This window comes from Streptomyces sp. DSM 116795 (genome assembly GCF_055792905.1).
On the sequence record NZ_CM147707.1, the window covers coordinates 539,627 to 555,012 of the forward strand.

The 15,386-nt window shown below is 71.9% G+C and carries 14 protein-coding genes and 1 pseudogene; 7 read left to right on the forward strand and 8 right to left on the reverse strand.

The features are described 5' to 3' along the window. Window positions 1–170 precede the first annotated feature (170 nt). Together ACSMXX_RS02350 and ACSMXX_RS02355 are read left to right on the forward strand one after the other, a co-directional pair. Window positions 171–659: a GNAT family N-acetyltransferase gene (locus tag ACSMXX_RS02350; protein WP_473182352.1), complete on the forward strand. Its 489-nt coding sequence runs from the start codon at window positions 171–173 to the stop codon at window positions 657–659. Window positions 660–838: 179 nt separating this feature from the next. Beyond that, window positions 839–1,525 (forward strand): histone deacetylase, encoded by a 687-nt coding sequence (locus ACSMXX_RS02355; protein WP_473182353.1) that lies wholly within the window; start codon window positions 839–841, stop codon window positions 1,523–1,525. 141 nt (window positions 1,526–1,666) lie between these two features. On the opposite strand, the gene ribA is transcribed toward ACSMXX_RS02355, so the two are convergent. Together ribA and ACSMXX_RS02365 are read right to left on the reverse strand one after the other, a co-directional pair. Then, complete coding sequence (gene ribA / locus ACSMXX_RS02360) at window positions 1,667–2,320, reverse strand: GTP cyclohydrolase II (protein WP_473182354.1); 654 nt, start codon at window positions 2,318–2,320, stop codon at window positions 1,667–1,669. Window positions 2,321–2,461: 141 nt separating this feature from the next. After that, window positions 2,462–3,253 carry a CDP-alcohol phosphatidyltransferase family protein gene (locus ACSMXX_RS02365; RefSeq protein WP_473182355.1) on the reverse strand — a complete coding sequence of 264 codons (792 nt, stop codon included), beginning with the start codon at window positions 3,251–3,253 and terminating at the stop codon, window positions 2,462–2,464. Window positions 3,254–3,360: 107 nt separating this feature from the next. Here ACSMXX_RS02365 and ACSMXX_RS02370 point away from each other — a divergent pair, with 107 nt between their 5' ends. From ACSMXX_RS02370 to ACSMXX_RS02390, 5 genes and pseudogenes are all read left to right on the forward strand, one after another. Next, entirely contained in the window at window positions 3,361–4,392 is a 1,032-nt protein-coding gene (locus ACSMXX_RS02370; protein WP_473182356.1) for a zinc-dependent alcohol dehydrogenase, read from the forward strand. Window positions 4,393–4,472: 80 nt separating this feature from the next. Further along, a complete protein-coding gene (locus ACSMXX_RS02375) occupies window positions 4,473–4,871 on the forward strand; it encodes a 6-pyruvoyl trahydropterin synthase family protein (protein ID WP_473182357.1) in 399 nt (132 codons plus the stop codon). After that, on the forward strand, window positions 4,844–6,031 hold the full coding sequence (locus tag ACSMXX_RS02380) for a glycosyltransferase family 4 protein (RefSeq protein ID WP_473182358.1): 1,188 nt from the start codon (window positions 4,844–4,846) through the stop codon (window positions 6,029–6,031). The genes ACSMXX_RS02375 and ACSMXX_RS02380 overlap by 28 nt, the downstream gene beginning before the upstream one ends. An 11-nt stretch (window positions 6,032–6,042) precedes the next feature. Further along, window positions 6,043–6,906: a class I SAM-dependent methyltransferase gene (locus ACSMXX_RS02385; RefSeq protein ID WP_473182359.1), complete on the forward strand. Its 864-nt coding sequence runs from the start codon at window positions 6,043–6,045 to the stop codon at window positions 6,904–6,906. Next, window positions 6,903–7,724, forward strand: a pseudogene (locus tag ACSMXX_RS02390) (lysylphosphatidylglycerol synthase transmembrane domain-containing protein); the annotation flags it as partial. The gene ACSMXX_RS02385 and the pseudogene ACSMXX_RS02390, both read left to right, overlap by 4 nt. A 105-nt stretch (window positions 7,725–7,829) precedes the next feature. On the opposite strand, the gene ACSMXX_RS02395 reads toward ACSMXX_RS02390, so the two are convergent. The 6 genes from ACSMXX_RS02395 to ACSMXX_RS02420 all read right to left on the reverse strand — a co-directional run bounded on the left by ACSMXX_RS02395 (window position 7,830) and on the right by ACSMXX_RS02420 (window position 15,318). Further along, a complete protein-coding gene (locus ACSMXX_RS02395) occupies window positions 7,830–8,849 on the reverse strand; it encodes a RibD family protein (RefSeq protein ID WP_473182360.1) in 1,020 nt (339 codons plus the stop codon). Further along, a complete protein-coding gene (locus tag ACSMXX_RS02400) occupies window positions 8,846–9,577 on the reverse strand; it encodes a creatininase family protein (RefSeq protein WP_473182361.1) in 732 nt (243 codons plus the stop codon). The genes ACSMXX_RS02395 and ACSMXX_RS02400 overlap by 4 nt, the downstream gene beginning before the upstream one ends. Window positions 9,578–9,788: 211 nt before the next feature. Continuing rightward, window positions 9,789–11,042 carry an alpha-hydroxy acid oxidase gene (locus ACSMXX_RS02405; protein WP_473182362.1) on the reverse strand — a complete coding sequence of 418 codons (1,254 nt, stop codon included), beginning with the start codon at window positions 11,040–11,042 and terminating at the stop codon, window positions 9,789–9,791. Continuing rightward, a complete protein-coding gene (locus ACSMXX_RS02410) occupies window positions 11,039–12,184 on the reverse strand; it encodes an L-idonate 5-dehydrogenase (RefSeq protein ID WP_473182363.1) in 1,146 nt (381 codons plus the stop codon). Before ACSMXX_RS02410 ends, ACSMXX_RS02405 begins: the two co-directional genes overlap by 4 nt. A gap of 204 nt (window positions 12,185–12,388) precedes the next feature. After that, window positions 12,389–13,834, reverse strand: a complete 1,446-nt coding sequence (locus ACSMXX_RS02415; protein WP_473182364.1) for a mannitol dehydrogenase family protein — start codon at window positions 13,832–13,834, stop codon at window positions 12,389–12,391. Beyond that, window positions 13,831–15,318 (reverse strand): MFS transporter, encoded by a 1,488-nt coding sequence (locus ACSMXX_RS02420; RefSeq protein WP_473182365.1) that lies wholly within the window; start codon window positions 15,316–15,318, stop codon window positions 13,831–13,833. The genes ACSMXX_RS02415 and ACSMXX_RS02420 overlap by 4 nt, the downstream gene beginning before the upstream one ends. Between the last annotated feature and the right edge of the window lie 68 nt (window positions 15,319–15,386).

Here is a 15,386-nt window from a genome sequence, read left to right on the forward strand (position 1 = left end):
CCTCAGTCGCCCGTCCCGTCCGCCTGCACGGGGCGCGCTGCGCGGCCCCACGGTGCTGCTTGTCAGCGCGAAACGCACCGGAGCGGCACCGGAGACCGCCCACTGCGGGACGAGCGCCACCGGCCACGTCGGCCATCCAGGCCACGCGGACGACCACCAGGGAGGCTCCCGTGTTCGAGACTGACAGGCTCACGATGCGCCCGCTGACCCGGCATGACGTGGACGCCCTCGTCGATCTTCATGCCGATCCCCGGGTGAACCGGTTCGTACCGGCGTACTCCCATGAGCAGGCTGTGCAGCGCCTGCTGGGGATCGAGGAACAGTGGTCGCGGCGGAGTCACGGCCTGTGCGCCGTCACCCTGCGGACGACGGGCGAGTTCATCGGACGGTGCGGCCTCCAGCACTGGCCGCAGTTCGACGAGGTCGAGGCGGGCTGGACGTTCAAGCCATCGGCCTGGGGTCACGGGTACGCCACCGAGGCCGCGGCAGCGGTGGTGGACTGGGGGTTCTCACAGCTCGGGCTCGCCTGTGTGACCGCGATGATCCACCCGGACAACGCGGCATCGATCCGGGTGGCCCGGCGTCTCGGATTCACCCCCCGCCGCGAGGACAGCCTGTTCGGCAATCCGGTCACGGTCTACGCGCTCGATGCTCCTTGAGCCGTGACCCCTGACCCGTGACCTCTGACCCCTGACCCCTGAACTCCGGGCGACGCGCGGCGTGACCGGACACACGGTTCCGCGCCGCGCCGGCCCGGGTAGGTGCGTCCCGGGCCGGCCCGCACGGGACGCCCGGCCCGCGACCCCGCGACGTCCGCGCACCGCACGGAGGGAGACCTGTGTTCGTCCCACGCCAACCAGGCCCGCCACAGCGGGAGTTCACCGCCCCGCGCAAGGTCTGGTATGCGGCGTTCGGGTCCAACATGCACCTCTCCCGCCTCAGCTGCTACCTCACCGGCGGCTGTCCGCCCGGCGGTCGCCGCGCCCAGCCGGGCTGCCGTGATCCGCGGCCGCCCGAGCGGGCGCTGCCGGTGATGCTCCCCGGGGAGCTCTACTTCGCGCTGGAATCCCCTGTGTGGACGGGCGGCACGGCCTTCTACGACCCCGACGGGGAGGGCCGCACGGCAGCCCGGGCCTGGCTCGTCACGGCCGGGCAGTTCGCCGACATCGCCGCGCAGGAGATGCACCGTGAGCCCGGCGAGGACCTGGATCTGCGGGAGGTGATCTCCTCCGGCAGGCATGAGCTGGGTACGGGACGCTACGAGACGCTGGTCTGCGCCGGGACCCTCGACGGCCACCCCGTACTGACTTTCACGGCCCCCTGTGGGCGTGAGGGTGTGCCGGGGAATCCGCCGGCCGCCGCGTATCTGGGACATCTCGCCTCGGGGCTTGCGGAGTCGCACGGCTGGCCCGGCGAACGCATCGGGGAGTATCTCGCCACGCGCCCCGGCGCCGCCGGGCACTGGAGTGCGGAGGCCGTCGCCGGTCTGCTTCCGGCACCGCCGGGCGCCCCCGTGGCCGGCTGAAACCGCGCGCAGGGCCCCGGGCCCGGCGTCCCGGTTCCCCCGGTCCCGGTGCCCGGGCGCACCGGTGCATGCGTCGGTCCCGGACCCGCGCACGTACGCGCGAATCCGGGACCGCAGAAGTGATTACCGGGCCGCCCGGACTCAGCCGAGCAGGCCGTCGAGATGCGGAAGGCTGTGGTCGAGCCGCTTCCGCTTGGCCAGGAGATACTGGTGATTCTCCTTGTTCGGCGGTATGAGCAGAGGAATGCGCTCGGCGATTGTTATGCCGTTCGCCTCCAGTGCGTCCCGCTTTCTGGGATTGTTCGAGAGGAGACGCACGGACTCCACGCCCAGATCGTTGAGGATTTCGACGGCCACCGTGTACTCGCGCGCATCGACGGGAAGGCCGAGTGCCAGATTGGCCTCCACGGTGTCGAGGCCTTCCTGCTGCAGTTGCAGCGCCTTCAGCTTCGCGAGCAGACCGATTCCGCGGCCTTCGTGGCCCTGTATGTAGACGAGGATGCCGGAACCGTCCGCGACCATCATCCGCATCGCTGTGCCGAGCTGGTCTCCGCACTCGCAGTGAGTGGACCCGAAGACCTCACCTGTGAGGCACTCCGAATGCACACGCGTGAGTGCGCCGTGTGCGGCAATGTCGCCGTGCACGAGCGCGACTTGCTCTTGGTTGGTGCGGCGGTCCATGTATCCGATGGCACGGAATTCTCCATGGACCGTGGGAAGCCGGACCTCCACCACCCTCTCGACAGCGGCGGTTTGCCGCGGGGAGCTGTTCACAGAGAGTTCCTGGTACGCCATGCGGGGAGCATACCCGTCGGCCAACTCCGCATCTGGTTTTTTAGGAGAATCCTCAACCGGGTTGCATGTACGTGGAATTGATTGCACTGACCGGAGGGGAATGTGCGGTTTCCCGGGCATTTCGTCTCTCATGGCGCCTGCTCAGCCCCTGTGCCCGCCGGTCGCGGGCGAGCTTCCGCTCCGCGGCACCACGGCGAAGTCGAGGGCGCCCTCCGCGATGACGGGCAGCGTGCGCACGTGCCACAGCCAGGCGATGTCCCGCCCGAAGGACCACACGAGAGCCGACAGCGCACCGCCTGCCACGAATACCGCAACAGGGCCCGGCACCAGTCCGGATCCGGCCACCACGAGCGCGACGCCCTGGACGGCCGCGACCGTCTTGCGGGCACGGCTCGGCGGAAGCGGCCCGCGCAGCCACGGCAGCACCCACTGGCCGGCGACGAACGCGTACCGGATCGCACCGATGGCCAGCACCCACATGCCCACGAACAGGCCGACGAAGGCGCTGAGGACGAGTATCAGGAACGCGTCGACCTCCATGTCGAAGCGTGCGCCCAGCGGCGAGGCCGTCCCCGTGCGCCGGGCCACCAGCCCGTCCACCGCGTCGAGCACCAGCGCCACGCTCGCCACGGCCGCGACCACCACCAGGGACGCGTCCGTGCCCTGATCTGCGACGAGTGCGGCCGTGCCCCCCGCGAGGCACGCTCTGCTCAAAGTGACCAGATCTGCCGGTCCGAGCGCGGGGGTCCCCGACCGCAGCAGCAAGGCGCCGACGGTCACGCCGCAGGCCGTCCCCACCACCCATCCCACGGGTCCGAGACCGGTGACACCCCAAAGGACTCCCAGCAGCAGCAGTTGCCCGGCCAGCCCGAGTCCTGTCTGCAATTTCAACTGGTCCGTAGCCCGCCGGTCCTGCTTGTGCTGGCTGCTCATCGCGCCTCCTGGTGCATATGGCGGAGTCGAAGGGGGCTGATTATGGTACGAGTGGCCGCTGGGATGTGAAGGCTTAGCAGTTGTCGTCATACATGGAGGACACATAGATGGAGCGCACCGCTCATGCCTACTGGCTGCGCTCCCCGGGTTCCGGTGAGATCCGTACCGTCGCTCTGCGCTCTCCCGGGCCCGGCGAAGTCCTCGTCCGTACGCTCTATTCGGGCGTCAGCCGCGGAACGGAAACCCTCGTCTTCGACGGCCGGGTGCCGCAGAGCCAGCACGATGTGATGCGGGCTCCCTTTCAGGAGGGCGATTTCCCGGGGCCGGTCAAGTACGGCTACCTCAATGTGGGCGTGGTCGAAGAGACCGGTGAGGGAGGGGACCCGGCTCTCGTGGGCCGCACAGTCTTCTGCCTCTACCCCCACCAGACCCGGTACGTCGTGCCTGCCGACGCGGTGACGCCCGTACCGGAGACGGTGCCTGCGAGGCGCGCCGTGCTCGCCGGCACGGTGGAGACCGCGGTGAACGCGGTGTGGGACGCGGCTCCCGCGCTGGGCGACCGGATCGCCGTCGTCGGAGCGGGGATGGTCGGGTCCTGCGTGGCCTCGGTGCTCTCCCGCTTCCCCGCCGCACGCGTGGAACTGGTCGACGCCGATCCGGAACGGTCCGCCGTCGCCCGGGCGCTGGGTGTCCCCTTCGCCCTGCCCGGTGAGGCCGCCGGGGGGTGCGACATCGTCGTGCACGCCAGCGCGTCCCAGGAGGGGCTCACCAGGTCGCTGGAACTGCTCGCACCGGACGGGGAGATCATCGAACTCAGCTGGTACGGCGACCGGATGATCAGCATCCCGCTGGGAGAGGCCTTCCACTCGCGGCGGCTGACGCTGCGCAGCAGCCAGGTCGGCGCGCTGCCGCCGTCGCGCCGAACGCGCCGCGGTTTCGCCGACCGCATGGCGCTCGCGCTGGATCTCCTCGCCGACCCGGCGCTGGAGACCCTGATCACCGGCGAATCCGCGTTCGGCGACCTGCCCGGGGTGATGCCCCGTATCGCGGGCGGAGAACTGCCCGCCCTGTGCCACCTCGTCACATACGGCAAGGACGACGAGGACGCCGAGAACGACGAGGACGCCGCTGCCGGCTGAGCACGGCGGGCAGGCACCGCAACGCAGACCGCCCGTACAGCACACAGGACGCGTACAGGCACGTACAGGAAAGTGAGCCGATGTACAGCATCACCGTTCGTGACCACATGATGATCGCCCACAGCTTCCGCGGTGACGTCTTCGGCCCGGCACAGCGACTGCACGGTGCGACGTTCCTCGTGGACGCCACCTTCCGGCGCGGCGAACTCGACGCCGACGGCATCGTCGTGGACATCGGCGCCGCGACGCAGGAGCTCAGCGCGGTTCTCGGCGACCTCAACTACCGCAATCTGGACGACGAACCCGCCTTCGCCGGGATCAACACCTCCACCGAGATGCTGGCCAGGGTCGTCGCGGACCGCCTCGCGGAGCGGATCCACGCCGGCGCGCTGGGTGAGGGGGCCCGCGGGCTGGAGGCCGTCTCGGTGACGCTGCACGAGTCGCACGTCGCATGGGCCAGCTACGAGCGAACCCTGTGAGCGGTGCGGACGGGCCGGACGGGACATCCGCGCGGCCCGTCCATGTGGTGATGCCCGGGGACGTCGACGATGCCCTCTCCGTCAGCGGCGGCAACAGCTACGACCGCCGCGTCTGCCGCGAGATGAGCGCGGCCGGAACGCCGGTGCGCACGAGCGCCGTCGCGGGGACATGGCCGCGCCCTTCCGGGGCGGCGCGCGACGAACTGGCAGGCGTACTGGGCGAGTTGCCCGACGGGGCGGTCGTGCTCGTCGACGGGCTGGTGGCGTGCGGCGTCCCCGACGTCGTCGTGCCGCACGCCCGGCGGCTGCGTCTGGCGGTGCTGGTGCATCTGCCGCTCGCGGACGAGACGGGCCTCGCTCCCGCGGAGGCCGAGGAGCTGGAGCGGCTGGAGCGGCGGACGCTGCATGCGGCCGCCGCCGTCGTCGTGACCAGCGAGTGGGCGGCGCGGGATGTGACCGGGCGGCACGGACTGGAAGCGGCGCGCGTCCACTCCGTCCTGCCCGGCACCGACCCCGCCCCGCTCGCCCGGGGCACCGACGGTGCCTCGCGGCTGCTGTGCGTCGCGGCACTCACACCGCGCAAGGGGCAGGATCTGCTCGTCGAGGCGCTCGCCGGCCTGGGCGCCCTCCGGCCGGTCTTCCCGGACGGGCAGGGTCCGCCCGCGGGGGATTCCGGCGGCTCGTCGTGGACCTGCGAGCTGACGGGCCCGCTGGACCGGGCTCCCGGCTACGTGGAGCAACTGCGCCGCCGCATCGGCGAGTACGGCCTGGGCGAGCGGGTGCGGCTGACGGGCGCACGCTCGGGCGAGGACCTTGCAGCCGCATACGACGCGGCGGATCTTCTCGTACTGGCGTCGCACACGGAGACGTACGGCATGGTGCTCACCGAGGCGCTCGCCCGGGGCGTCCCCGTGCTCGCCACGGAGGCCGGCGCCGTCCCGTACACGGTGGGCACGGCGCCGGACGGGAGCATTCCCGGCATTCTGGTGCCACCCGGCGATTCCGCAGCTCTAACCGCTGCGCTGCACACTTGGCTCACAGATCCAGGAATTCGTTCGCATCTGACAACATCCGCGCGCGGGCGGCGCGCCAAGCTGCAGGGTTGGCCCGAAAGCTCTCGTCAGCTGGCCGGGGTTCTGGAGCATCTCCGGCTCGAATAACGGAGTAGTGCTTGAACACTGTCGGCTCGCCCCGCTACGCCCCCGAGTGGCTCGCCCTGCGCGAGGACGCGGACGCCCGCGCCCGCGCGGAAGAGCTCACCGGTCCGCTGAACGCCTTCCTCGCGGACACCACCGCGTCGGGTGACCGGCTGACCATCCACGACCTGGGGTGCGGCACGGGCTCGATGGGGCGCTGGCTCTCCGCCCGCCTGGGCGGTCCGCAGCGCTGGTTCATGTACGACCGCGATCCGGTGCTGCTGGAGAACATCGCCGCCCGGATGCCTCGGGAGGCCGGGGACGGCAGCTCGCTCGAAGTGGTGCCGCAGCAGCGGGACATCACACGCCTGACGGGCGACGACCTGGCGGGCACGTCCCTGGTGACCGCCTCCGCGCTGCTCGACCTGCTGACCGCCGACGAGGTGGAGTCGCTCGCGGCGAGCTGTGCCGCGGCGGGCTGCGCCGTACTGCTGGCGCTGTCCGTCGACGGGCACGTCGAGCTCGATCCGTCCGATCCGCTGGACGAGGAGTTCGCCGCGGCCTTCGACGCTCATCAGCGCCGTGCCGACGCCGGCCGCAGGCTGCTCGGGCCGGACGCCGCCGAGGCCGCGACCGCCGCCTTCGAACGCAACGGCTTCTCCGTGCTGACGCGTTCCAGCCCGTGGCGGCTCGGTCCGCAGGAGAGCGGACTGACGGCGCAGTGGCTGCTGGGATGGGTGGCGGCGGCCTGCGCGCAGGAGCCGTCGCTGGAGGCGGCGAGCGAGGACTATCTGCGGCGCAGACTCGACTCCTGTGAGGCGGGCGCGCTACGGGCCGTGGTTCACCACCGCGACCTGCTGGCGCTGCCCGGAGGCACGGCCGGAACCGCCACGGCATGAAGGGTCCTCTCTGGCGCCGGCTGCGCGTACCCATAGCACTCGTCATCCTCGGCGTGGTGGTCCACAAACTGGGAACCTCCGCCCTGCTGGGGGCACTCGGCCGCATCGACGCACAGGCCGTCCTGATCACCTTCGCCTTCAGCGTCCCCGCCACCGTCTTCAGCGCGTGGCGGTGGCGTCTGGTGGCGGGCAGGCTCGGGATCATTCTGCCGCTGCGTACGGCCGTCGCCGACTACTACCAGGCGCTGTTCCTCAACGCGACGCTGCCCTCGGGAGTGCTGGGCGACGTGCACCGTGCCGTCCGCAACGGCCGAGAAGCCGGCGACGTCGCCCGCGGCGTGCGGGCGGTGATTCTGGAGCGCACCGCGGGCCAGGCCGTCATCGTGGCCGCGGGCGTCGTGGTGCTGGTGGTGGCGCCTCCGCCGCTGCCGGTGCTGGACGCCCTCGAAGTGCCCTTCGCCACGGCCGGCCTGGTGCTGTGCGCGCTGGCCGCCGTCACCGGAGCGGTGCTGGCGGGACGGGGCGGGCGCTCGGCGAAGTGGCGGCGTGACCTCGGGGTCTTCCTCATCGACGCGCGGGCCTCGCTCTTCGCCCGCGACAGCTGGCCGGGCGTGCTGGCCCTGTCCGTGCTGGCCCTCTCTGGCCATCTCGCGCTCTTCCTCGCCGCGGCGCGCGTGGCAGGTTCGTCCGCGCCGCTGGCCGCCCTGGTGCCTCCGCTGCTGCTGGCGCTGCTGGTGATGGTGCTGCCCGTCAACGTCGGCGGCTGGGGCCCCCGAGAAGGCATGTGCGCGCTCGCGTTCGGCGCCGCGGGCCTGGGCGCGGCCCACGGTCTGGCGTCGGCGGTGGTCTACGGGGCGCTGGCCCTGCTCTCGAGCCTCCCGGGGGCCGGTGTGCTGGCCTGCCGGCTGCTCGCGGCGAGGCGTTCACGCCGTGCCGTCGAGGAGGTCCAGGAGGTCGAGTTCGAAGAGCATGTCCGCGCCGAGGCCGAAGGCACGGGTACGGGGACGCAGGGCCTCCCCCATCCGTACGGGCCCTGGGAAGCGGAGCCCCGGTACGCCGTCGCCGAGGAGAACCGGCGCGACCGTGACGTAGAGCCGGTGCAGCACTTCCGCGCGGAGGAACCCGGACACCGTCGCGCCGCCGCCCTCGACAAGTATCCGGCCAAGGCCGCGGCGGGCGAGGGTCTCCAGTACTAGCCGCGGCTCGAAACCCGCCTCCCCGCGGGGGAGTTCGACGACTTCCTCGTCGCCCTGACCGGGCGCAGGGGTGCCGCCCTCGCCGGTCGTGCCCGCCTGACCCGCCCCGGCGGCCTGCCGGCCCTGGCCGCCCTGGCCTGTGCCGACGAGGCGCAGCGTCGGCGCCCTGCCGTCGGTGAAGACCCGCGCCCGCGGGTTCTCACGGCCGGCCCGGCCTCGCGGGTCGAGCACGACACGTACGGGATTGGTGCCGGCGCAGGCGCGCACCGTCAGCTGCGGATCGTCGGCGATGGTCGTGCCCGCCCCGACGAGGACGGCGTCCGACAGCGCGCGCAGCCGGTGCAGATGGAGGCGGTCCTCTTCCCCCGTGACGTAGTTGGAGTGACCGGTCCGGGTGGCGATGAAGCCGTCGATGCTCTGGCCGAGCTGCGCGAAGGCGAAGGCGGACCCGCCGAGGCAGAGGGGGGTGTAGAGCGCGGCGAGGGTCTGCGCCCCGTGCGACGCGGGCACCTCCCAGCGCCACACCCCGTCCTCGCCCCGCAGCAGTCCGGCCTCTGCGGCCGCGTCGGGCGTACGGACTCCGAGCAGCCGCTCCCACGCCGACTCGGTGTCGAAGCCTTCGGCGCCGAGGCCTTCCATGCCGACGCCTTCCGTGCCGAGGCCTTCGGCGACCGCGCCGCCGCCGGCAGGACGGCCGGGTATGTGCGCTTCCGGCGCTGCCGGTGCGGGCCGGCCCTGCCGCGTCACCACGACTCCAGCACGCGCAGGTGATCGGCGAAGGCGCCGGCGAGCGCGGTGAGCACTTCGTCGCCCTTGCGCGCGGTCGCCAGGGACGGCCGGCCGACGACGCCCGACTCTGTGTAGGGGCCGAGGCCCAGTGTGTGCAGGTGCCTGCGGTCGTCGCTGAGCCAGTCCGTGGTCTCGTACCCATCGCGTACGCAGTCGGGCCGTGCGTGCAGCAGGATCGACGTCTCCAGTTCGCCGGCGTGCATGTCGCTGCGCGCGGGGGTCTCCACACCGGCCTTGGCGGCGGCGTCCTCCCAGTCCGCGGCGACGGGGAAGAGCGCCATGTGGTGCCCGTCGGCGGTGGCTTCCTGCACGACGTTACGCAGTACGTAGTTGCCGCCGTGGCCGTTCACCAGGACCAGCCCGGGCACGCCCGAGCGCCGCAGCGAGTGGGCGATGTCCCGTACGACGGCGCTGAGGGTGCCCGCCGTGATGCTGACCGTGCCGGGCCACTGCGCGTGCTCCTGCGAGCAGGAGACGGTCAGCGGCGGCAGCGGCTGCACCGGGTACGAGGCGGCGACCCGTTCGGCGACGGCGCAGGCGATGAGCGTGTCCGTGGACAGCGGCAGGTACGGGCCGTGCTGTTCGTAGCTCCCGACGGGCAGGAGAGCCACCGTGGCCTTGCGCTCAGCCGCGTCGCCGGTGGTCTCCAGCGGCAGCGCGCGGACGGCGGGGGCGGGGGTGTCCATGGAAGGTTCTGCTCCTCTGGTGCGGTGCGCCGGCGCGGCACCGCTGACGAGCGGCGCGCGCGGCGGGCGCTCGTGCGCCGCGATCACGCTTCCACAGAAAGAGCACGGCCACCAGCCCCGGCGGGACGCGGCCACGGGTCGCGGCGGGACTTCGCACCGGGCCCGTCGGGAAGTCCCGCCGGGACAGGACCGGCCCCTCCGCGCCGCTCCCTCAGCCCTTCCCGTCCGGTACGACCGGGGCGCGCCTGGTCATCAACCGCACGTGGTCCGGGCCGAGTTCGGCGACGCTGGTGACGCCGAGCAGCTTCATGGTGCGCTCGGTCTCGGCAGCCAGGATGGAGATCGCGCGGGCCACGCCTGCCTCGCCGCCGGCCATCAGGCCGTAGAGATAGGCGCGTCCGACGAGGGCGAGATCCGCGCCGAGGGCCAGCGCGGCCACGATGTCGCCGCCGTTCATGATCCCCGTGTCCAGCATGACCGTGCCCCGGTCCCCCACCGCCGCGGCGATGTCCGGCAGCAGGTGCAGCGGCACGGGCGCCCGGTCGAGCTGGCGGCCGCCGTGATTGGAGACGACCACGCCGTCCGCTCCGTGCGCCATGACCGCTTCGGCGTCGCGGACGGTCTGAATCCCCTTGACCAGGATCGGGCCGTCCCACACCTCGCGTATCCACTCCAGGTCCGCGAAGGTGACGGTCGGGTCGTAGAGCTTGCTGACGAGTTCGGTCAGTGCGCCGTGGCCGTCCTTGTCGAAGGCGAAGGTGTACGGCTCGGTGGTCAGGAAGTTCAGCCACCACTCCCAGCGGTAGGAGGCGTCGAGGAACGTCCTGAGCGTCAGCTGGGGCGGGATGGTCATGCCGTTGCGCAGGTCGCGCAGGCGGTTTCCGTTCACGGGGACGTCGACGGTGACGATGAGCGCCTCGTACCCGGCGGCCTTGGCGTTCGCCACCAGCTCGCGCGAGAGGTCGCGGTCCCTCCACAGGTAGAGCTGGAACCACTTGCGCGCCGACGGCGCCGTCTCGGCGACCTGTTCGATCGAGGTCGTACCCACGGTGGAGAGCGCGTACGGGATGCCCGCCTGCTCGGCCGCTGCGACGACGGCGCGCTCGCCCGCCGCGTGCATCATCCGCGTGAAGCCGGTGGGCGCGAGGCCGAAGGGCAGCGCCGAGTGCCCACCGAGCACGGTTGTTGAGGTCTCGGCCGTCTCGACGTCGCGCAGGACGCCCGGCCGGAACTCCAGGTCCTCGAACGCCTCCCGGGCGCGGCGCACACCGACTTCGCCGTCCGCGGCACCGTCCGTGTAGTCGAACGGGCCCGCGGGTGTGCGGCGCCGGGCGATGCGCCGCAGGTCCCAGATCGTGTGGGCGCCGGCCAGCCTGCGCTCGACGGCGCTCTTCGGCCGGGTCTTCAGCTTCAGCAGCGGCGCCAGGTCCTTCGGGCGCGGAAGTCGCCGTTCGAGTCGGGTCATGGGGATGCTCTCCGTGTGGTGCGGGTCGTGCGGTCCGGGCCTGATGCGGTTGCTCTGTCGGTCGCCGTTGCACTGTCGGTCGCCGTGGTCGGAGTCGCCGCCGTGGTCGGAGTCGTCGCCGTGCTCTCCCCGTCGTCGAGCAGCAGGACCACCTTCCCCGGGACCGCGGGATCGGCGGCGGTCTCCATCGCCTCGACGGCGTCACGCAGCGGGAAAGTGCGGGTGACGACGGCCTCCAGGCGGTCCGAGGCGGCGAGCATGGCGAGGGCCAGGCCGAGTCCGCCCCCGAAGCGGAACGTGCCGCGCAGTTCGATCTCCTTCGCCACGACGGGTCCGAAGGAGACCGGCACCGGCTCCGCGGGAGCCGAGCCCAGCTGGACGATCACTCCGCGTCGGCGTACGGCGCCCACCACCGCGGCGAGCGCCTGCGGCGCACCGGACGCCTCGACGACCACGTCGAAGTGCTCACGGGGGAGCGCGTCCTCGCCGACGCGGACTGTGGTGCCTGCCCCGGTGCGCTCGGCGATGCGCAGCTGCGCGTCACGGATGTCGCTCGCCCACACCTCCACGGCACCCCAGGCCCTGGCCGCTCCCGCGGTCAGGGCGCCGATCGGCCCGGCACCGTTGACGAGGACCCGCGCCCCGGCCACACCGCCCGCGCGGCGCAGGGCGTGGAGTGCGACGGCGAGCGGTTCCGCCAGTACGGCCCTGGAGAGCGGAAGCCCGTCGGGTACGGCATGCAGACGGTCCGCGGGGACGGCCAGCCGCCCGGTGAAACCGCCCTGTGTGTGCGGGAACGTGGCCGCTGAGCCCAAGTAGCGTGTGTCGCGGCAGACTTGGGGGTGCCCTGCGGCGCACTCGTGGCACGTACCGCAAGAGGTGCCCGGATGGACGGCAACGGGCGTTCCCGGGCGCAGCCGGCCCGCCGGGTCCTCGGCGACCCTTCCGACGACTTCGTGGCCGAGGGCGAGCGGCTCGCGTACGGCGAAGGAGCCCACGGCGCCCTCGCGGTAGTAGTGCAGGTCCGAACCGCAGATGCCGCCGTGCGTCATCGCGACGAGCACCTCGCCCGGCTGCGCGACGGGGTCAGGGCGCTGCTCGACCCGCAGATCGCCCGCGCCGTGCACGACAGCGGTCAGCATCACGCACCTCCTTCGCCGGTTCCTGTACGTCGGTCCGGTCCGGTCCGTCCCGCTCGTGCTCTCCGCCTTGTCCGTCCCTGCTCGCGCTCTCCGTCCTGTGCGTCCTGTGCGTCCTGTGCGTCCTGTGCGTCCTCTCCTTACTGTGCGTACCGTTCGCGTTCCGCGTCCACCGCCGTCACAGAGGCGCCGGGGCCCGGACGCCCGTCAGGCTTCGCACGCCGCCCGCACCGCCGCCGGCACTCCCCCGGTCTCCAGCAGCTCCAGCAGCCCGGCGACCGAATCCACGAACTCCCCGTGCCCGCCGAGCCGTTGCCCCAGCAGCGCCTCGTCCACCAGCGACGCCTGTGCCAGGTGCCGGGCCCGTCCACGCGCGCCGCCGCCTCCGGCGCCGGACTGGACCAGTGCGCGGATCCGCTCGCCGTTCGGATCGGCCGGCACTCCCGTACGGTCCGCGTCCAGCTGCTCCGGATACGCGGTACAGCGCAGCCATGCGGCGACGGTCAGGGCCAGCGCCGGCGGTACGCGTCCGGCGTCCAGATGCCACAGTGCGGCGTCGGGCACGCGCTGGGCGAGCTTGAGGGAGCCGTCGGCTCCGACCTGTGTGGTGCGGTGGGCGAGCCGGCGGTTCGCGAACCGTTCGCCGAGCTCCTCGCGGTAGGCGGCGACATCGAGCCCTTCGGGGAGGGCGAGCGTCGGTTCGTACTCGTCGCCGAGCCGGTGCACCGCGCGGGCGACCCCGGGGTCGGCGGCGGCGTCGGCGATCAGGGCGCGTCCCGTGAGGAGCCCGAGGTAAGCGAGGAGCGAGTGACTCCCGTTGAGCAGGCGGACCTTGACGGTCTCGTAGTCGTGGACGCGGTCCGTCATGACTGCGCCGGCCTCCTCCCAGGCGGGCCGTCCCGCGGCGAAGGCGTCGCGCATCACCCACATCCAGAACGGCTCGGCGGGAACCGGCACTTCGTCGGCGAAGCCCGCGTCGGCGGCCATCCGCCGGTGGGCGTCCGTCGTCGCAGGCACGATGCGGTCCACCATCGTGTCGGGGCAGGTCACCGACTCATCCAGCCACGCCAGCAGTCCGGTGCCGTCCCTGGAGGGCATGGCGGCCGCGAAGTCGCGCAGCAGGCCCGCGAGGGTGGTGCCGTTCGCGGTGATGTTGTCGCAGCTCAGCAGGGTGACCGGGGCTCCCGACTCGCGGGAGCGGCGCAGCAGGCCGGCGGCGAGGCGGCCGATCGTGCTGCGCGGCGGCCCCTCCCCTGCCAGGTCGGCACGGACGTCCGGTGCGTCGAGGTCGAGGCGCCGGGTGAAGGGGCTGATGGCGTACCCCTTCTCCGTGACCGTCAGCGAGACGATACGGGTGGCCGGGTCGGCGATCTCCCGTGCCACCCTGTGCGGTTCGTCGCCCGCCACGAACGCGTCGGTGATGCTTGCCACTTGGCGCACATCGGTCCTGCCGGGGCCGAGGGTGACGACGCTGTAGCGCATCCTCTGACGGTGCAGTGCCTCCACGACGCGGCGGGTGCTGCCGGCGACCCCCGTGATCTCCCAGGGGTCGCCGTGGCGCCCGGCGTCCTCGGTGCACAGGGCCTGGTGGGCACGGTGGAAGTTGCCGAGGCCCAGATGCAGGATGCGGTGCGCGCCGCCTCGTTCGGTCAAGAGCCTTCCTCCGCGAGGGACTTCGACGGCGTGCCCGCGCCGCCTCCGCCCGGCTTGCTGCCGTGCCCGTCCCGGCCGTCCCGGCCGTCCTGGGCGTCCTGGGCGTCCGCGCTCTGCTCCTCCTGCTCCACGTACCCGTACACCTCGGGCAGCACATAGGTGGCGGCGAGATAGCCGGTCAGGGAGAGCACGGAGACGATGACGGTGGCCAGGGGCACGCCCAGGCTCTCGAAGAGCACGGGGAAGAAGAAGATCGTCACGAAGGCGGCCAGCTTCACGAAGACATACCCGAAGCCGGAGGCCGTCGCCTTGTAGCGGCTCGGAGCGACCATCGAGGCGATGGTCATGCCGTTGGACGCCGCCCAGTAGTGACCCCACATCAGGCCCGCCGCGGCCAGGGGCACCAGCGGCTTCCAGTCGAGCTGGAGGAAGAGCGCGGCCAGCAGCAGGGACACGAAGGCCATGCCGAATCCCCAGCGGGCGACGCCGCGGTGCCCCAGCTTAGGCGTCACCACGGGGGCGACGAAGCCGCTCACGGTGGCGATGACGTAGATCGCGCCGGTGATGAAGTTGGTGGCTCCGATGCCGGAGACCCCGGTGAGCACGAGGATGACCGGCAGATAGAAGGCGAACGCGGAGAACTCCGCTCCCTGCATCGCGTTGGATATCCAGGCGAAGATGCTGGCACGCCTGCGTACCGGGTCCTTCCGGATGCCGGCGAGGAAGTCGCGGGTGCGCGGGCGCTCCATCGTGAAGTCCTCGTCGGGCAGCATCGGCAGATCGTCGTCGAACATCTTCTTCGCGACGGTCTTCGCCTGCCTGAACTTGCCCCGCTGGATGAGCCAGAGCGCGGTGTCCGGCACATCCATGCGGCCGATCAGCAGCACCAGCGCGGGCACCGCACCGAGGCCGAGACCGATGCGCCACAGCAGGCTGTGGTCCATGCCGCTGAGATACATGCCGGTGATGACGGCGATGGCGGCGATCTCACCGAGGCCGAACATGCCCTGCCAGCGGTTGCCCATCACTTCCCGCTTGCCCTTGGGCATCGTCTCCATGATGTACGTGTAGCCGGTGGAGATGTCGCTGCCCAGCGGAAGCCCCAGCAGGAAGCGGATGATCACCAGCTCCCACATGCTGGTGGCGAACGACTGGGCGAGCGCCAGGACCACGAACAGCACCATCGTGGTGATGAAGACCTTCCGGCGCCCGAACCGGTCGGCGAACCAGCCTCCGCACACCGCTCCGATCAGCGCGCCCAGCTGCACTGCGGCGGAGGCGAGGCCGAGCATGCTCGCGCTGGGGTGGAGGTCCTCCTTGACGAAGAGCAGGAGGAAGGAGATCGAGTAGAGATCCCACGCCTCGATCAGGATCGTCGAGATCATCAGCCAGCCGGTGCGGCGGCCGGTGTCGGTGCCGTGCTTGGCGAGGACGTGTCTGGCTGCGACGTCGGAGAGGTGTCGTACTTCTGTCTGGGCAGTCATAAGCCTCCTCACGTCCGTCGCACTCGTATTCCGTCTCCCGGAACAGAGTTCCGTGAACTAGAATCCTT